Source organism: Streptomyces sp. LaPpAH-108 (assembly GCF_000373625.1).
Classification (GTDB): Bacteria; Actinomycetota; Actinomycetes; order Streptomycetales; family Streptomycetaceae; genus Streptomyces.
Window position 1 is genome coordinate 165,075 of the sequence record NZ_KB891995.1, and the last position, 16,010, is coordinate 181,084.

Annotated in this window: 16 protein-coding genes and 1 riboswitch; of the genes, 9 read left to right on the top strand and 7 right to left on the bottom strand. The window is 70.7% G+C overall.

Annotation, left to right across the window (positions count from 1 at the left end; translation table 11 throughout):
- Positions 1 to 36 precede the first annotated feature (36 nt).
- Positions 37 to 1,119: a histidinol-phosphate transaminase gene (gene hisC, locus B079_RS0119775; protein ID WP_018547570.1), complete on the bottom strand. Its 1,083-nt coding sequence runs from the start codon at positions 1,117 to 1,119 to the stop codon at positions 37 to 39.
- Positions 1,120 to 1,547: 428 nt separating this feature from the next.
- On the opposite strand from hisC, the gene B079_RS0119780 reads away from it, so the two are divergent.
- The 3 genes from B079_RS0119780 (at position 1,548) to B079_RS0119790 (ending at position 5,005) form a co-directional block, all read left to right on the top strand.
- Entirely contained in the window at positions 1,548 to 2,660 is a 1,113-nt protein-coding gene (locus B079_RS0119780) for a LacI family DNA-binding transcriptional regulator (protein WP_078496013.1), read from the top strand.
- 233 nt (positions 2,661 to 2,893) lie between these two features.
- Positions 2,894 to 3,958, top strand: a complete 1,065-nt coding sequence (locus tag B079_RS0119785; protein WP_018547572.1) for a metallophosphoesterase — start codon at positions 2,894 to 2,896, stop codon at positions 3,956 to 3,958.
- A gap of 183 nt (positions 3,959 to 4,141) precedes the next feature.
- Complete coding sequence (locus B079_RS0119790; protein ID WP_018547573.1) at positions 4,142 to 5,005, top strand: hypothetical protein; 864 nt, start codon at positions 4,142 to 4,144, stop codon at positions 5,003 to 5,005.
- Positions 5,006 to 5,035: 30 nt separating this feature from the next.
- On the opposite strand, the gene thiC is transcribed toward B079_RS0119790, so the two are convergent.
- Positions 5,036 to 6,832 (bottom strand): phosphomethylpyrimidine synthase ThiC, encoded by a 1,797-nt coding sequence (gene thiC / locus B079_RS0119795; RefSeq protein WP_018547574.1) that lies wholly within the window; start codon positions 6,830 to 6,832, stop codon positions 5,036 to 5,038.
- Positions 6,825 to 6,997, bottom strand: a riboswitch (TPP riboswitch). (Overlaps the previous gene by 8 nt.)
- 71 nt (positions 6,998 to 7,068) lie before the next feature.
- Here thiC and B079_RS0119800 point away from each other — a divergent pair.
- Positions 7,069 to 8,559 (top strand): YibE/F family protein, encoded by a 1,491-nt coding sequence (locus B079_RS0119800; protein ID WP_026248866.1) that lies wholly within the window; start codon positions 7,069 to 7,071, stop codon positions 8,557 to 8,559.
- Between the two features lie 141 nt (positions 8,560 to 8,700).
- Here the strand turns inward: B079_RS0119800 and B079_RS0119805 are convergent, their stop codons facing one another.
- The 4 genes from B079_RS0119805 to B079_RS0119820 form a co-directional block, all read right to left on the bottom strand.
- Positions 8,701 to 9,138, bottom strand: coding sequence for an SsgA family sporulation/cell division regulator (locus B079_RS0119805; protein WP_018547576.1), 438 nt, complete (start codon positions 9,136 to 9,138; stop codon positions 8,701 to 8,703).
- Positions 9,139 to 9,236: 98 nt separating this feature from the next.
- Positions 9,237 to 10,088, bottom strand: a complete 852-nt coding sequence (locus tag B079_RS0119810; RefSeq protein ID WP_018547577.1) for an IclR family transcriptional regulator — start codon at positions 10,086 to 10,088, stop codon at positions 9,237 to 9,239.
- A 209-nt stretch (positions 10,089 to 10,297) separates the two neighbouring features.
- Positions 10,298 to 10,510, bottom strand: a complete 213-nt coding sequence (locus tag B079_RS0119815; RefSeq protein WP_018547578.1) for a DUF5326 family protein — start codon at positions 10,508 to 10,510, stop codon at positions 10,298 to 10,300.
- Between the two features lie 131 nt (positions 10,511 to 10,641).
- Complete coding sequence (locus B079_RS0119820; protein ID WP_026248868.1) at positions 10,642 to 10,959, bottom strand: cupin domain-containing protein; 318 nt, start codon at positions 10,957 to 10,959, stop codon at positions 10,642 to 10,644.
- Between the two features lie 59 nt (positions 10,960 to 11,018).
- Here B079_RS0119820 and B079_RS0119825 point away from each other — a divergent pair, with 59 nt between their 5' ends.
- The 5 genes from B079_RS0119825 (at position 11,019) to B079_RS0119845 (ending at position 14,732) form a co-directional block, all read left to right on the top strand.
- Positions 11,019 to 11,396, top strand: a complete 378-nt coding sequence (locus B079_RS0119825; protein ID WP_018547580.1) for a phage holin family protein — start codon at positions 11,019 to 11,021, stop codon at positions 11,394 to 11,396.
- A 7-nt stretch (positions 11,397 to 11,403) separates the two neighbouring features.
- On the top strand, positions 11,404 to 11,895 hold the full coding sequence (locus B079_RS0119830) for a low molecular weight protein-tyrosine-phosphatase (protein WP_018547581.1): 492 nt from the start codon (positions 11,404 to 11,406) through the stop codon (positions 11,893 to 11,895).
- Positions 11,892 to 13,040 carry a cystathionine gamma-lyase gene (locus B079_RS0119835; protein ID WP_018547582.1) on the top strand — a complete coding sequence of 383 codons (1,149 nt, stop codon included), beginning with the start codon at positions 11,892 to 11,894 and terminating at the stop codon, positions 13,038 to 13,040. The genes B079_RS0119830 and B079_RS0119835 overlap by 4 nt, the downstream gene beginning before the upstream one ends.
- Before the next feature lie 218 nt (positions 13,041 to 13,258).
- Positions 13,259 to 14,161 (top strand): LysR family transcriptional regulator, encoded by a 903-nt coding sequence (locus tag B079_RS0119840; RefSeq protein ID WP_018547583.1) that lies wholly within the window; start codon positions 13,259 to 13,261, stop codon positions 14,159 to 14,161.
- A gap of 88 nt (positions 14,162 to 14,249) precedes the next feature.
- Positions 14,250 to 14,732: an NUDIX domain-containing protein gene (locus tag B079_RS0119845; RefSeq protein WP_018547584.1), complete on the top strand. Its 483-nt coding sequence runs from the start codon at positions 14,250 to 14,252 to the stop codon at positions 14,730 to 14,732.
- 4 nt (positions 14,733 to 14,736) lie between these two features.
- Here the strand turns inward: B079_RS0119845 and B079_RS0119850 are convergent, their stop codons facing one another.
- The gene (locus B079_RS0119850; protein ID WP_018547585.1) at positions 14,737 to 15,936 is read right to left on the bottom strand and encodes a globin domain-containing protein; all 1,200 of its coding nucleotides are present in this window, start codon (positions 15,934 to 15,936) and stop codon (positions 14,737 to 14,739) included.
- Positions 15,937 to 16,010 lie beyond the last annotated feature (74 nt).

The following is a 16,010-nucleotide window of genomic DNA, read 5'->3' on the forward strand; positions in this document are numbered from 1 at the left end:
CCCACGAACGCTTCGGTACTACTTACGGGGATCCGCTCACTTCGTCTCGCGGAACGCCTCGGCCACCTTCAGGAAGATGTCGTTCGCCTCGGTCTCCCCGATCGTCACCCGGACCCCCTCGCCCGCGAACGGCCGCACCACCACACCGTGCCGCTCGCACGCCTCGGCGAACTCCGTGGTGCGCTCCCCCAGCCGCAGCCACACGAAGTTCGCCTGGCTCTCCGGGACGGTCCAGCCCTGGGCGCGCAGCGCCTCCGACACCCGCTGCCGCTCGCACACCAGCGAGCCCACACGGCCCAGCAGTTCGTCCTCCGCCTCCAGCGAGGCGATGGCCGCCTCCTGCGCGATATGGCTGACCCCGAACGGCACCGCCGTCTTGCGCAGCGCCGCCGCCACCGGCTCGTGGGCGATCGCGAAGCCGACCCGCAGCCCGGCGAGGCCGTACGCCTTGGAGAAGGTGCGCAGCACGCAGACGTTCGGCCGCTCCCGGTACAGCTCGACCCCGTCGGGCACCTCGGGGTCGCGGATGAATTCGCGGTACGCCTCGTCCAGGACCACCAGCACGTCACTGGGCACCCGGTCGAGGAACCGTTCCAGCTCGGCGCGCCGGACCACCGTGCCGGTCGGGTTGTTGGGGTTGCACACGAAGATCAGCCGCGTGCGGTCGGTGATCGCGTCGGCCATCGCGTCCAGGTCGTGCACATCGCCGTCCGTCAGCGGCACCTGCACCGAGCGGGCGCCGCTGATCTGCGTGATGATCGGGTACGCCTCGAAGGAGCGCCAGGCGTAGATCACCTCGTCGCCGGGGCCGCTGGTCGCCTGGACCAGCTGTTGGGCCACGCCCACCGAGCCGGTGCCCGTGGCGATGTGGGACAGCGGGACACCGAAGCGCCCGGCCAGCTCGCTCATCAGCGCGGTGCAGGCCATGTCCGGGTAGCGGTTGAACTCGGCGACGGCGGCGGTGACCCGCTCCATGACGCCGGGCAGCGGGGGATAGGGGTTCTCGTTGGAGGACAGCTTGTAGGCGGCGGCCTGACCGCCGGCCGCGGCGGGCTTGCCCGGCTTGTAGGTGGGGATACCCTCCAGCTCGGCGCGCAGCTTGGGGCTCGTCTCGCTCACCGCAGTCCTCCTCGCGACCACCGGCGGACCGTCGACGCCGCCGGCTTCCAATACTCCTCACCTTAAGAGGATTCGGCGCGGTTGCGTACCTTCGTGACGCGCGCTCCGGCCTCCGTGACGCATGCCCCGGTGACCGTGTGGTCCGTCCGGACAGGAACTCTCCCTGGGGGGCGCACCGTACGTCTGTCCGTGCGCCGGTGGCTCGCGCCGTGGCGCGCATCCCTCGTGCAGGTGAGTTGAGACCTCTTCGAAACATCGGGCAGTTGGCAGGTCCACACGCGTGGATACGTCACGTCTCGCCATCGAGTCGGTCAAATGACTTTCTTTCTAAGGTAGTTATGTGCTGACGACCATGCAGAAACGTGCCTGTCAACGCGTGCATATGCGTCCGCACTACCCCACCACCTGAGCCCTACTATCGGCACGCCATGACAGCAGCAGGGAAGCACCAGGTGAGCCGCGCGGAAACCTCACGACGAGGCAGCCGGCCGGGCCGGGCGGGCATCAGAGACGTGGCCGCCGCCGCCGGGGTCTCCATCACGACCGTCTCCGATGCCCTCAACGGCAAGGGGCGGCTCCCGGATGCCACCCGGCGCCATGTCCGCGAGGTGGCCGACCGGCTGGGCTACCGCCCGTCGGCCGCCGCCCGCACGCTCCGCACGGGCAAGTCCGGCCTCATCGGCCTGACCGTGACCACGTACGGGGATGAACCTTTCACCTTCACCGAATTCGCGTACTTCGCCGAGATGGCCCGGGCGGCCACCTCCGCCGCGCTCGCCCGCGGCTACGCGCTCGTCATCCTCCCGGCCACCTCGCGCCACGACGTGTGGTCCAACGTGGCCCTGGACGGCACGGTCGTCATCGACCCCTCCGACCAGGACCCGGTCGTCAGCGAGCTGGTCCGGCAGGGCTTACCGGTCGTCTCCGACGGCCGCCCGGCGGGCGCGCTCCCGGTCACCGCCTGGGTCGACAACGACCACGAGGCCGCCGTCCTCGGCATCCTCGACCACCTCGCCGCCGCGGGCGCCCGCCGGATCGGCCTGCTGACCGGCACCACGACCGACACGTACACCCATCTGTCGACCACGGCCTATCTGCGCTGGTGCGAGCGCGTCGGCCAGGACCCGGTGTACGAGGCGTACCCGGCGCACGACCCGTGCGCGGGCGCCGTCGCCGCCGACCGGCTCCTGGCCCGACCCGACCGCCCGGACGCCGTCTACGGCCTCTTCGACCCCAACGGCACCGACCTCCTGGCCGCCGCCCGCCGCTACGGCCTGCGCGTCCCGGACGATCTGCTGCTGGTGTGCTGCAGCGAGTCCACGGTGTACGCGACCACCGAGCCGCCCATCACCACCCTCTCCCTCAAGCCCCGCCGCATCGGCACGGCCGTGGTCCAGCTCCTCATCGACGCCATCGAGGGAGTCGACTCCGACCACCCGGTCGAGCAGGTGATACCGACGGAGCTGATCGTGCGCACCTCGTCGCAGCGGCGCCCGCCGCGAACGACGGTGTCTCCGCCGCGCACGCCGGAGAAGGGATAGCGGGTCCTCGGCCGGTCCGGGCGACCCGCCCGACCGGCCCACGCCGACAACCAGTCGAACTCATGCCCAATCGGTGCGAAAGCCACGATGAACTGGCGTCTTGCTCGGATTCACCACCCCTGGGTCATCACATGGCGCGACGCGCATTCCTATGATGGGCCCACGACACCGCGGGCCGCTGCGACCAGGCAGTCCGAAGCGGTGCAGCTGCGGCGCGATGGTGGAGGGGTCTGATGACTCAGGGGGCCGGTCAGGGGACCGAGGTGGAGCGGACGGAGACGTTGCGCGACTTCCGGGTGCCCGCGTACGTCCATGAGACCGGTCCGTATCCGCATCCCGGCGACGTGGTCCCGGCCGACGAGGACTTCCCCGACGGCTACACGCCCACCCAGCGCGACCTGCCCGTCATCCAGCGCGGCGACACCCTCCAGCTCCCCGTCGACCCGGACGCCGCGCACGCGTCCCGGGAGAACGCGGGCCCCGGACCGCTGTACGTCGTCGGCGACGTCCACGGCTATCTGGACGAGCTGCTGGCCGCCCTGCGCGAGCAGGGCCTGATCGACGAGGCGGGCCAGTGGTGCGCGGGCACCGCCCGGCTCTGGTTCCTCGGCGACTTCACCGACCGGGGTCCGGACGGCATCGGCGTGATCGACCTGGTGATGCGGCTGTCCGCCGAGGCCGCCGCCGCCGGCGGCTACTGCAAGGCCCTCATGGGCAACCACGAACTGCTGCTCCTGGGCGCCAAGCGGTTCGGCGACACCCCGGTCCACTCCGGCGCGGGCACGGCCACCTTCCAGGCCGCCTGGCTGCTCAACGGCGGCCAGAAGACCGACATGGACCGCCTCCAGGACCACCATCTCCAGTGGATGGCGCGCCTCGACGCGGTCGAGTCGGCCGACGGCTATCTGCTGCTCCACTCGGACACCACCGCCTATCTCGACTACGGCGACTCCATCGAGGCCGTCAACGACACCGTCCGCGAGACCCTGACCCGCAACAGCGTGGACGAGGTCTGGGACCTGTTCCGCAAGTTCACCAAGCGCTTCTCGTTCCGCGACGAGGGCGGCGCGGACGCCGTGCGCTCCCTTCTCGATACGTACGGCGGCACCCGGGTCGTTCACGGCCACAGCCCCATTCCTTATCTGCTCGGCCACGTCGGCTCCGAGGACGACGAAGAGGACGAGCGTCCGCACGTCGAGGGTCCGCACGTCTACGCCGAGGGACTGGCCATCGCGATGGACGGCGGCGTGACCATGGCCGGAAAGCTGCTGGTCCGACAACTCCCCCTGGACGCCTGAGGGTTCGGCCGACTAAACCGGTCCGGGTCGGCCGGACACCGGACCGGGCCTCAATTTCCGACAACCCCCTGTCACCTTGAGCCTTGACGGCTCTACCATCGGTTTATCCGTAGCAGGCTCCCCTCCGTTTCTGCCCGACGGCTCGTCGCCATGCGAGCCCCCAGCCCTACGGAGCATCGGGGGATGCACATGAACAGCGTTCCGCAGCACCTGCTGAACGAGGACCGCCAGGAATTCGAGCGGCTCCTCGATGAGGCGCTGCGCTCCGCGCCACACCGCCCGGAACTGTCCGCCATGGGTCAGCGGCTCAACCCCGAACAACTGCGCACCATGGCGCTGAGCGCCATCGTGCTCATCACGGCCGCCGCGGCCACCGAGTACCAGCACTATGTGAAGGTCCGCGAGGAACTGCGCCACCCGGCGCCGTCCCCCGAGACCCGGACCGAGGCCGGTTCCGCCGACCCGGGCCCGGGCACGCTGGGCCTGGCCGCGACAACGCTCGGGGAGGCCGCCGAGACCGCCGGTGCGGGCGCGATCGCGGTGATAGCCGTGCTCGCGCCCGTCCTCGCCGGAACCGCCGCCGCCATCTTCCTGCTCGTCGGTTACCTCCTGAAGATGCTGGTCCCCGGCCAGGCCTTCGCCCGGACCCTGATCGCGGCGGGCTGGGTCTTCGGCGCCGTGACCGCCGCCGCGATCCTGGTCGCCGCCGTGGGCCTGCTGCTCACCGCCCTGCGCAACAAGGCGACCGCCGAGGCGGACGCCTACGACGAAGCGGGGCGGGGGGTGGCCGAGGCCAGGGCCGCCTGGCGGGACGCCCTGCTGGAGCGCGGCATCCTGCCCTTCCTCAAGGAGGCGCTGGACCGGCCGGGCGCGGTGACGCCGTACCCGGGCCGACCCGACGCCCCGACCGGAAGGATGCCGCGCCTGGGCTACGGCCGCCCCGGCTTCAGCAGCCCGCACGACGGCTCGGTCTCCGACCGGCCGCGCTTCTCCAGCCCGGACTACTCGAGCCCCGACTTCGGCGGTCCCGAGCATCGGCCGGAGTAGACGCCGGGCCTTCCCGGCGTCACCCGGCCGTCACTCGGCGAGGGGCAGATAGACCCGGTTGCCCGTGGCCGCGAACTCCTCGGCCTTGCGCGCCATGCCCTCCTCGATCTCGGCCTTGCTGCCACCGTGTTCGCGCCGGATGTCCTGCGAGATCTTCATGCTGCAGAACTTCGGCCCGCACATGGAGCAGAAGTGAGCCGTCTTGGCGGGCTCGGCGGGCAGGGTCTCGTCGTGGAACTCCCGTGCCGTGTCCGGGTCCAGGGCGAGGTTGAACTGGTCCTCCCACCGGAACTCGAAGCGGGCGTCGGACAGCGCGTCGTCCCACTCCTGCGCGCCGGGGTGCCCCTTGGCGAGGTCGGCCGCGTGGGCGGCGATCTTGTAGGTGATGACGCCGGTCTTCACGTCGTCCCGGTTGGGCAGGCCCAGGTGCTCCTTGGGCGTGACGTAGCAGAGCATCGCCGTCCCCCACCAGGCGATCATCGCCGCGCCGATGCCGGACGTGATGTGGTCGTACGCCGGGGCGATGTCGGTGGTCAGCGGGCCGAGCGTATAGAACGGAGCTTCATCGCAGATCTCCTGCTGAAGGTCGATGTTCTCTTTGATCTTGTGCATCGGGACGTGACCGGGGCCCTCGATCATCGTCTGTACGTGGAAACGCCTGGCGATCCGGTTGAGTTCCCCGAGCGTGCGCAATTCCGCGAACTGCGCCTCGTCGTTGGCGTCCGCGATGGAGCCGGGCCGCAGACCGTCGCCCAGCGAGTAGGTGACGTCGTAGGCGGCGAGGATCTCGCAGAGTTCCTCGAAGTTCTCGTACAGGAACGACTCCTTGTGGTGCGCCAGGCACCAGGCCGCCATGATCGAGCCGCCGCGCGAGACGATGCCGGTCTTGCGGTTCGCCGTCAGCGGGACGTACGGCAGCCGCACGCCCGCGTGGACCGTCATGTAGTCCACGCCCTGCTCGGCCTGTTCGATCACGGTGTCCTTGTAGATCTCCCAGGTCAGCTCCTCGGCCTTGCCGTCCACCTTCTCCAGCGCCTGATAGAGCGGCACCGTCCCGATGGGCACGGGGGAGTTGCGCAGCACCCACTCGCGCGTGGTGTGGATGTTGCGGCCGGTGGAGAGGTCCATGACGGTGTCGGCGCCCCAGCGGGTCGCCCAGGTCATCTTCTCCACCTCCTCCTCGATGGAGGACGTGACGGCGGAGTTGCCGATGTTGGCGTTGACCTTCACCAGGAACCGCTTGCCGATGATCATCGGCTCGGTCTCGGGGTGGTTGACGTTGGCGGGCAGCACCGCGCGACCGGCGGCGATCTCCTCGCGGACCACCTCCGGAGAAACGTTCTCGCGGAGGGCCACGAACTCCATCTCAGGCGTGATCTCGCCCCGTGCCGCGTACGCGAGCTGGGTGACCGCGCCGCCGTCACGGCTCCGGCGCGGCAGCCGGGGGCGGCCGGGGAAGACCGCGTCCAGGTTGCGCAGGCCCCCACGCGGCGAGGTGTGCTTGATGCCGTCGTCCTCGGGCCGGACGGGGCGCCCGGCGTACTCCGCGGTGTCGCCCCGGGCGACGATCCAGTTCTCGCGCAGCGGGATCAGGCCCCGGCGGACATCGGTGGGGACGGCGGGGTCGGTGTACGGACCCGACGTGTCGTAGAGCGTGACCGACCGTCCGTTGGTCAGGTGCACCTGACGGACCGGCACGTGCACATCGGGGCGCGAGCCCGCGAGGTACGCCTTGTGCCAGCCGTTGGACTTCCCGGCCTCCGCGTCCGGCGACTCGTGCGTCGCGTTCTGCGTGGAGGCAGGCGTGCGTGCGTCCTTGTTGGTCATGAGACCTACTCCCTACGCCGGCATTACCCGGTAACAGGTTCGGCGGTCGACGCAGCGATGTCCGTCCGCAGATGGTCCGGTGAAACGAGGTTCCACGTGAAACATCGCGAAGACGGAGGTCAGCGCCCTCTCAGCCCGGTGCTCCGAGCTCCCGCGTGTGCAAAGGTGCCTCCACGCTAGCGCCCCTTCTGACGGGAAGAACAGTGGGCCTCGGTCGTTCTTGCAATGATCGGACGGTGACCACGACACATCAGCCTCCCTATCCACCGCCCGGCCCGCCCCATCGGCACGGCCCCGGACAGGGCGGTGGCCCCGGCCGAGGGGGCGGACAGGGTTCCGGCGGTGGCCCCGGCGACGCCCACGGACACCACCCCGGCTCCGGCGGCGACAAGGAACCGGACCACGGGCACGGCCCGCACGGTCACAGCAGCCACGGCCACACGCACAGCCATGGCCCCGCGGCCCCGGTGTCGCGGCATCTGCGCAAGCTCATCGCGGCGATCCTCATCCCGTTCACGGCCGCCGTCGTGGTCGGGCTCGTGGTGCTCTGGCCCGGCGGCGCCCCGCCGCACCAGCGCTCCGGGGTGGGCTTCGACCGCCAGACCCAGCAGGCCACGGTCACCCGGGTCGTGCCGGTGAACTGCAAGTCCGTGAACGCCTCGGGAGGTTCGTCCCTCGGTGACAACGCCTCCTCGGGAGCGGGCGCGGCGGCCCAGGAGGAGAAGGGCACCTGCAAGAAGGCGACGGTCCGGGTCGACTCCGGCAAGGACCGGGGCCGGACCTTCACCGAGATCGTCCAGCCCGACCAGACACGGCAGTTGCACCAGGGCGAGCAGGTCGTGGTCGCCTATGAGCCCTCGGCACCCAAGGACCTGCAGTACTCGGTCACCGATGTGAACCGGCAGTTCCCGATGGCGCTGCTCGCCGGGATCTTCGCGGTCGCCGTCGTGGTGGTGGGGCGGCTGCGCGGCGTCATGGCGCTGGTCGCGCTGGCCGTCAGCTTCCTGGTGCTGACCCTGTTCATCTTGCCCGCGATACTCCAGGGTTCGAATCCCCTCCTGGTGGCCGTGGTCGGATCGAGCGCCATCATGCTGATCGCGCTCTACATGTGCCACGGGCTGTCCGCCCGTACGTCGGTCGCGGTGCTCGGCACGCTGGTCTCGCTGATGCTGATCGGCTTCCTCGGCTCGCAGTTCATCGGCTGGGCCGCGCTCACCGGCAACACGGACGACAGCACGGGGCTGATCCACGGCCTCTATCCGTCGATCGACATGAGCGGCCTTCTGCTGGCGGGCGTCATCATCGGTTCGCTCGGTGTGCTGGACGACGTCACGGTGACCCAGACCTCGGCTGTCTGGGAGCTGCACGAGGCCAACCCCACGATGGGCTGGCGGGGTCTGTACCGGGCGGGCATCCGCATCGGCCGCGACCACATCGCCTCCGTGGTCAACACCCTCGTCCTCGCCTACGCGGGCGCCGCGCTCCCCCTGCTGCTGCTCTTCTCGATCGCGCAGAGCAGCGTGAGCACCGTGGCCACCAGCGAGCTGGTGGCGGAGGAGATCGTGCGCACCCTGGTCGGCTCCATCGGTCTGGTCGCCTCGGTGCCGGTCACCACGGCCCTCGCCGCCCTGGTGGTCTCGGCCGACCGGCCCGAGCCGGGCAACCCGGCCCCAGCGGCCGTGGCGGCAGCGGCACGCGGCGGCCGGGGACGACGCCGGAGGCGCTGAGCGGGTGGGACACGGAGTGGGAGCCGGCCGTCGGGACGTGGAGACCACGGAAACGCCAACGGGCCGTACGAGCCCCGCAGAAGCGTTTCTGCAAGGTTCGTACGGCCCGGCCGTACGAACGGCCCCTCGTTTTCCGTCGTTTCAGCCGGCGCTCTGCTCCTCGGCCAGGATGCGGTCCAGCGCCTCGTCGAGGTGGGCGTCGAAATCGGCCAGCGCCCCCTCCTGACCGAGCGGGACCAGCTTGTCCGTACGGTCCAGGAAGGCCACGAGCGGCGGCGCGGAGGAACGGAACAGCGCCTGGTCGCTGCCGACCTGAAGCCGGATCAGCACCTCGCCCAGCACCTCGGAGTCGACGGGCGCGATGTGCACATCGCCCTCACCGCACGGCCGGCCGACCCCGTCGATCATCAGCTCCCGCCCGAAGGCCCAGGTCACCGGGGCATCGCCGGGCAGATGGAAGGTGAGCCGCACCGCATAGGGATCGCTCGTCTCGTAGCGCAACTCCACCGGAATGCGGAAGGAGAGCTCCTCCGAGACGAGAAAGCTCATCATGACCTCTGCCTGTACGGACTCGCGCATCGCCTACCCCGTCGTATGACATCGACTGGCTGGGATTAATCCCCGGACCATGCCCAAATCTAGCTGAAAGTACACAACAGATCACAAGGAGTGAGTTTTCAGATGCTGATAGAAAGCGCGAACGCCCCGAGGTGACGTCCGATCTCGGCCTGCAGCCGCTGTGTCGCGGGCATCAGCCGGTCGGCCTGGTGGGCGGGCAGTGAGATCGCGATCGTAGCCGCCGTGGTACCCATCGTGAGGGGAATCGCCGCGCAAACCGCCCCCAGGGCGTATTCCTGACGCTCCACCACCGGTTCCATGCGTCCGACCCGGGCCAGCCGCCGCAGCAGGGCGCCGTTGTCCCGCACCGTGTACGGCGTGATCGACCGCACCGGGTAGCGGGCCAGGTGGGAGCGGCGGGTCTCCTCGTCCAGCTGCGAGAGCAGGCACTGCCCGATCGCGTGCGCGTGCGCGGTCTCGCGGAAGTCGGCCCACTCCTCGACCGCCGGTGCCTCCCGCGACTCGGCGACGCACTGCACCTCGATCTCGCCGTCCCGGTACATCGCGTAGTAGACCGGCACACCGATGGAATCGCGCCATTGCTCCAGGGTGCCCGCCACGGTGCTGCGACGTTTCTGCTGTGCCGCGCTCGCGCTCAGCCGGTCCGCCGCCTCCCCCAGGAAGAACAGCCCCTTCTCCCGGCGCAGATAGCCCTCGTACACCAGGGTGCGCAGCAGGTGGTACGCCGTGGGCAGGGCGATGCCGGTCTCCCGGGCGAGCTGCTTGGCCGGGGCGCCGTACTCGTGGGCCGCGACCGTCTCCAGCAGCCGCATCGCGCGCTGGACGGACCCGATGAGGGTCGCGGAGTGCTTGTCCCGGGCGACCGGGCCGTTCGGCCGCTGCAGCGGGGGAGCGCAGGAGCGGGGCGACGCGGGCGGTGCGTGGCGCCCTTGCGGGGCGGTGTCGACCATGGCCAAGGGGTGACTCCCGAAGCGCGAGGAGGGGGGCGGCCCGTGCTCGGTGGACACGGGCGAGGAGGCGTGTCACCCGTGGGGTTCGGGGCCCCACGAGAGTTCCGGACTTTAACCGTCCATCACCGCGCGTGGACGGTACGCCGGAAAACTTCCCTCCCCCGAGGGAACCGGTGATCCGTGTTACCGCCCACCGGCTCCCGTGTCCGTCACCAGTCGCTGCGCGACGAGGAGTTGGACATAAACTTCCGCACCACGTAGATCAGTCCGCCGACCAGGGCGACGAAGAGCAGGACCTTGAACAGCAGACCGATCAGGAAGCCGACGACGGTCGCTATCAGGCCGCCGAAGACGACCAGCGCGATGACCGGCACCGCGACCCACTTCACCCACCACGGCAGCCCCGCGAAGATCTCTCGCATTGCCCTCGTCCTTTGCGTTCGCAGTAATCGATGTCCCACCCTCGATGCTAGGGCCGCGAGAGGCCCCGGCGGGGGCCGCGCACCCCTTGTCCTCCCCTGAACCTCCCCCTAGGGAACCCTGAGACCGACCCTCACGCCTCAGGCGGAGAGAACACCACCAGGACCCTCAGATCCTCACTGATGTGGTGGAACTTGTGGGCCACACCGGCCGGTACGTAGATCACGCTGCCCCGCGCGACCTCGGTGGTCTCCAGGCCCACCGTGATCGACGCCCGCCCGCTGACCACGAAGTAGACCTCGTCCTGGCCGTGCGGCTGCTGCGGGTCGTGGGCGCCCGCGTCCAGGCCGTACAGCCCCACCGACATGTTCCGCTCCCGCAGGAACTGGAGGTAGGCGCCGTCGTTCGCGGCGCGCTCCGCCTCCAGGTCGTCCAGCCGGAATGCCTTCATCGCCGCCATCGCCCTTGCCCCGCCCCTCACCATTGACCCCGTCTGCCACGATCAGACACATGAAGAATTTCGTAGTCAAGACGCTCGCCAACGCCGCCGCGCTCGCGGTCGCCGTGTGGCTGCTCGACAAGATCACCCTCACCGGTGACAGCACGGGCAAGAAGATCGGCACCCTGATCGTGGTCGCGCTGATCTTCGGCCTGGTCAACTTCCTGGTGAAGCCGATCGTGAAGGTCCTCACCTTCCCGCTCTTCATCCTGACGCTCGGCCTGATCACCCTGATCGTCAACGCGCTGATGCTGCTGCTCACCTCCTGGGTGTGCGGGCAGCTCGACCTGAGCTTCCACGTGGACGGCTTCTGGACCGCCGTGCTCGGCGGCCTGATCATCTCCGTCGTCTCCTGGGCGCTGAACCTCGTCCTGCCCGACGAGGACTGAGCACGCCATGACCTACCGCGTCTGTTTCGTCTGCACCGGCAACATCTGCCGCTCCCCGATGGCCGCCTCGGTGCTCCGCGCGCGCGTCGCGGAGGCCGGGCTCGGAGACCTGATCGAGGTGGACAGCGCCGGCACCGGCGGCTGGCACGAGGGCGACGACGCCGACCCGCGCGCCGTCTCCGTCCTCGACGAGCACGGCTACGGCACCGTGCACACCGCCCGGCAGTTCCAGCCGTCGTGGTTCGCCCCGCTCGACCTCGTGATCGCCCTCGACACCGGCCATCTCAAAGCCCTGCGCCGCCTCGCACCGACCGAGGAGGACGCGCGCAAGGTACGTCTGCTGCGCTCCTACGACCCGGCGGCGGGCGACGACCTCGATGTGCCCGACCCGTACTACGGGGGCCGGGACGGCTTCGAGGAGTGCCTTGAGATGGTGGAACGGGCGAGCGACGGACTGCTCGCCGCCGTACGCGCACACCTGGAGGAAGGCCCCGCATGAGCGACGCCACCGCACACCCGGACCGCACCGGCGACGGCACGCGCGCGGTACGGGCCGGGCTGCCCGAGCCGGTCAAGCACGAACCCACCCTGCCCGGACCGGTGTTCGCCGCGCACTTCCATCTGCCGGGCGAGGTCACGGGACCGTACGCGTACGGCCGTGACGACAATCCGACCTGGACGCTCCTGGAACGCGCCATCGGTGAGCTGGAGGCGCCCGGCCGGGACGACGTGGAGACGCTGGTCTTCGCCTCCGGCATGGCCGCGATCTCCGCCGTGCTCTTCTCCCAGCTGCGCTCCGGCGACGTGGTCGTGCTGCCCTCCGACGGCTACCAGGTCTTCCCCCTGGTCCGCGAGCAGCTGGAGGCGTACGGCATCGAAGTGCGCACCGCGCCCACCGGCGGGGACGCCCAGCTGGAGGTCCTGGACGGCGCGCGGCTGCTGTGGATCGAGTCGCCGTCCAACCCGGGACTCGACGTCTGCGACATCCGGCGGCTGGTCGACGCCGCCCATGAGCGCGGCGCCCTGGTGGCCGTCGACAACACCCTCGCCACGCCGGTCGGGCAGCGTCCGCTGGAGCTGGGCGCCGACTTCTCGGTGGCCAGCGGCACCAAGCAGCTGACCGGCCATGGGGACGTCCTGCTGGGCTACGTGGCCGGGCGGGACGGCGAGGCGATGGCCGCCGTGCGCCGCTGGCGCAAGATCGTCGGGGCGATCGCGGGGCCCATGGAGGCGTGGCTCGCGCACCGCTCGATCGCCACGCTGGCGCTGCGCGCCGACCGGCAGAACGCCACCGCGCTCCTGCTGGCCGAGGCGCTGCGCAAGCACCCGGACGTCGCCGGTCTGCGGTATCCGGGGCTGCCTGACGACCCGGCGCATCCGATCGCCGCCCGGCAGATGCGCCGCTACGGCTGCGTGGTCTCCTTCACGCTGCCCACGCGTGCGCGGGCCGAGCGGTTCCTCGCGGCGCTCCGCCTGGTCGAGGACGCGACGAGCTTCGGCGGGGTGCGCTCCACCGCGGAGCGGCGCGGGCGCTGGGGCGGCGACGCGGTCCCGGAGGGCTTCGTCCGGATGTCCGTCGGCGCCGAGGACCCGGAGGACCTGGTGGCGGACGTGCTGCGCGCACTGGACGAGTCCGCGGACTGAGAACGGCGCGGTCGCGGTCCGAGCCTGCGCGCGGTCGCGGTCCGAGCCTCCCCCCTCGTGGCTCGGACCGCCTCGGTTCCGCGCGCGAAGAACCGTGCGGACAAGGCTAGTTGACTCTGCGTCAGTGTCCAATCACGGTAACGACAGAGACCTATCGACTTATTTATAGTTGGGTCCTGCCCGGGGGCCGGAGAAGGCAGGGAAGGGAAGGACCCGCCATGGATCTGGCCTTGCTGCGTACCTTCGTCACCGTGCACCGGGCCGGTTCCTTCACCCGGGCCGCCGCACTCCTCGGCCTGTCGCAGCCGGCCGTGACCTCCCAGATCCGCACGCTGGAGCGCCAGCTCGGCCGCCCGCTCTTCCTGCGGCAGGCGCGCGGGGTGACGCCCACGACCATCGGCGACGAACTCGCGCACAAGGCGGCACCGCACCTCGACGCCCTGGTGGAGATCACCGAGAGCGGCCTGGACGAGGAGTCCGCGCTGCGCACTCTGCATCTGGCCGGGCCTCCGGAGTTCACCGCCGAGCGCGCGCTGCCCGCCCTCACCGAACTCGCGGCCCGTGACGGCCAGGGCTTCGCGCTCCGCGCCTCCTTCGGCACGGCGGAGGACACCCTGGAGGGCCTGGCCGCGGGCCACCACGACCTGGCCATCAGCACGGCCCGGCCGCGCGGCGCCCTGCTGACCGCGAGCCCGCTGTGCGACGAGGAACATGTACTGGTCGCCGCACCGCGCTGGGCGGAACGGATCGGGGCGCTGCCGCTCGACGGTGGTGCGCCCGCTCTGGAGAACCTGCCCGTCGTGGAGGTGCACGAGTCGCTGCCCTTCGTCTCGCGCTACTGGGCCTCCGTCTTCGACTCGTGTCCGGCTGTCGCGGGCACGGTGATCGTCCCCGATCTGCGGGCGGTGCTGGCCTGTGCGAGCGCCGGGGCCGGGCTGGCCGTGCTGCCCCGCTATCTGTGCGGCCCGGCGCTGGACCGCGAGGAGATCGTCCTGCTGCACGATCCGCTGGTCCCGCCCCTGCGCATCTACTTCCTGGTGGTGCGCACCGGCTCGCTCGCCCTGCCCCATGTGGCGCGGGCGCACGAGTGGCTTCAGCGGGCGGCCACGCGGTGGTCCTGAGCCTCTGTGCGACAGGGGTCACACCGCGTGCCCCGGGTGTGGCTCCTCGCGATGTTTCACGTGGAACAAGCCGGGCCACATTTCTCCCATGACCGTCCGACCCGTGGTCAAGCGCACCGCCCGAGCCGTTCTCCTGGACGGTGACGACCTGATCCTGATCAAGCGCACCAAACCCGGAGTCGATCCCTACTGGGTCACTCCCGGTGGCGGGGTCGAGCCCGCCGACCCGACCGTCGTGGACGCCCTGCACCGCGAGGTGTACGAGGAACTCGGCGCCAAGATCACCGACGTGGTCCCCTGCTTCGTGGACACCGTGGAGCACATCGGTGAGGACGGCGGCGCGACCGGAGTGAAGGTGCAGCACTTCTTCGTCTGCCGCCTGGAGTCCATGGACACCTCCCTGCGCCACGGCCCCGAAGTCGAGGCACCGGCCGGTGAGTACGAGATCGTCCGCATCCCGTTCACCCGGGTCGGCATCGCCTCCGTGCATCTGGTCCCGTTGTCCCTGCGCCACTACCTGGACGGCAACATCGAGGGCGTACGCGCCATGCACGCGCCCGACCTCGGCTAGCCGCTCAGAAGCCGACGCCGAGCATGTCCTCCACCGGGTCGTGCCGTATGCGGACGTCCGGGACGCCGAGGGCACGGAGGGCGGCGACTGCGCTGCGGATCATGCCGGGCGGTCCCGCGAGGTAGGCGTCATAGCCGTGCCAGGGTCCGCCCGCCCGGACGGCGTCGGGCAGCCGGCGGCGGTCCTGCCAGTCGATGACGGGCCGCACCGAGATCCATGGATGGCTCGCCCGGAGCCGCAGCAGCGTGTCCATGTCGTACAGATCGCGGTCGGCGCGGGCGCCGTAGAACACGTCGACGGGGCGGCGCGCACCGTGTCCGGCGATCTCCTCGACCAGGGCCTTGATGGGAGCGATGCCGGTGCCGCCGCCCAGGCAGAGCAGGCCGCCGTCGCCGGTGTGGTCGACGGTCATCGAGCCGACCGGCGGGCCGAGGCGTACGGCGTCTCCGGGGCGGGCGCGATGCACCAGCGCGTTGGACACCCAGCCCGCCGGGACGGCCCGCACATGGAAGGTGAGCAGGCCGTCGGCGCGGGGCGCGGAGGCGAAGGAGTAGTGCCGCCAGACGCGAGGCCACCAGGGCGTCTCGACGCTCGTGTACTGCCCCGCGCGGAAGGGGTAGGGCTGGTCGGGGCGCAGGGTGAGGACCGCGACGTCCGGGGTCCTCAGATCGTGCGCGACGATCTCGGCTCCCCACCAGGGCGGGGCGTCGAGCGCGTCCTTCGCGGCGGCGGAGATCATCACCTGGGAGAGGGTGGCGTAGACGCGTGACCAGGCCGCCTCGGTCTGCGGGGTCCAGGTCCGGACGGCATACGCGCTCAGGGCGCCGATGAGGCAGGCGCCCACGGCGGGGTAATGGGCGTCCACCGTCCCGTACTTGCGGTGCCCACGGCCCAGGTTGCGCAGATAGCCGACGAGGACGGGTGGGTCGTCGATGTGCTCGGCGGCGGTGAGCAGCGCCCGCAGCAGGCGGTCCCGCTGGGTGTCCATCGCGGGCGGGAACAGCGGGCGCAGCTCGGGATGGCGGACGAAGAGGAGCGCGTAGAAGTACGAGGTGACCTTGTCGGCGACGGGTGCGATCTCGGCCAGCGTGCGGCGGACGAGGAGCGCGTCCGGGGATGCCTCCGGGGCGGGTTCCGCTGGTCGGCGCCCCTGCTCGTCGCCCGGTGTCCCGTTCTCCCCCGACGTGAAGGCCGGAGCGTCCATGGTGTGCCCTCGCCTCGAACATCCACGGTCGGCGGACGCTCTCCCGACAGGGAAGCGTGCCTGTCCCCGGCGGG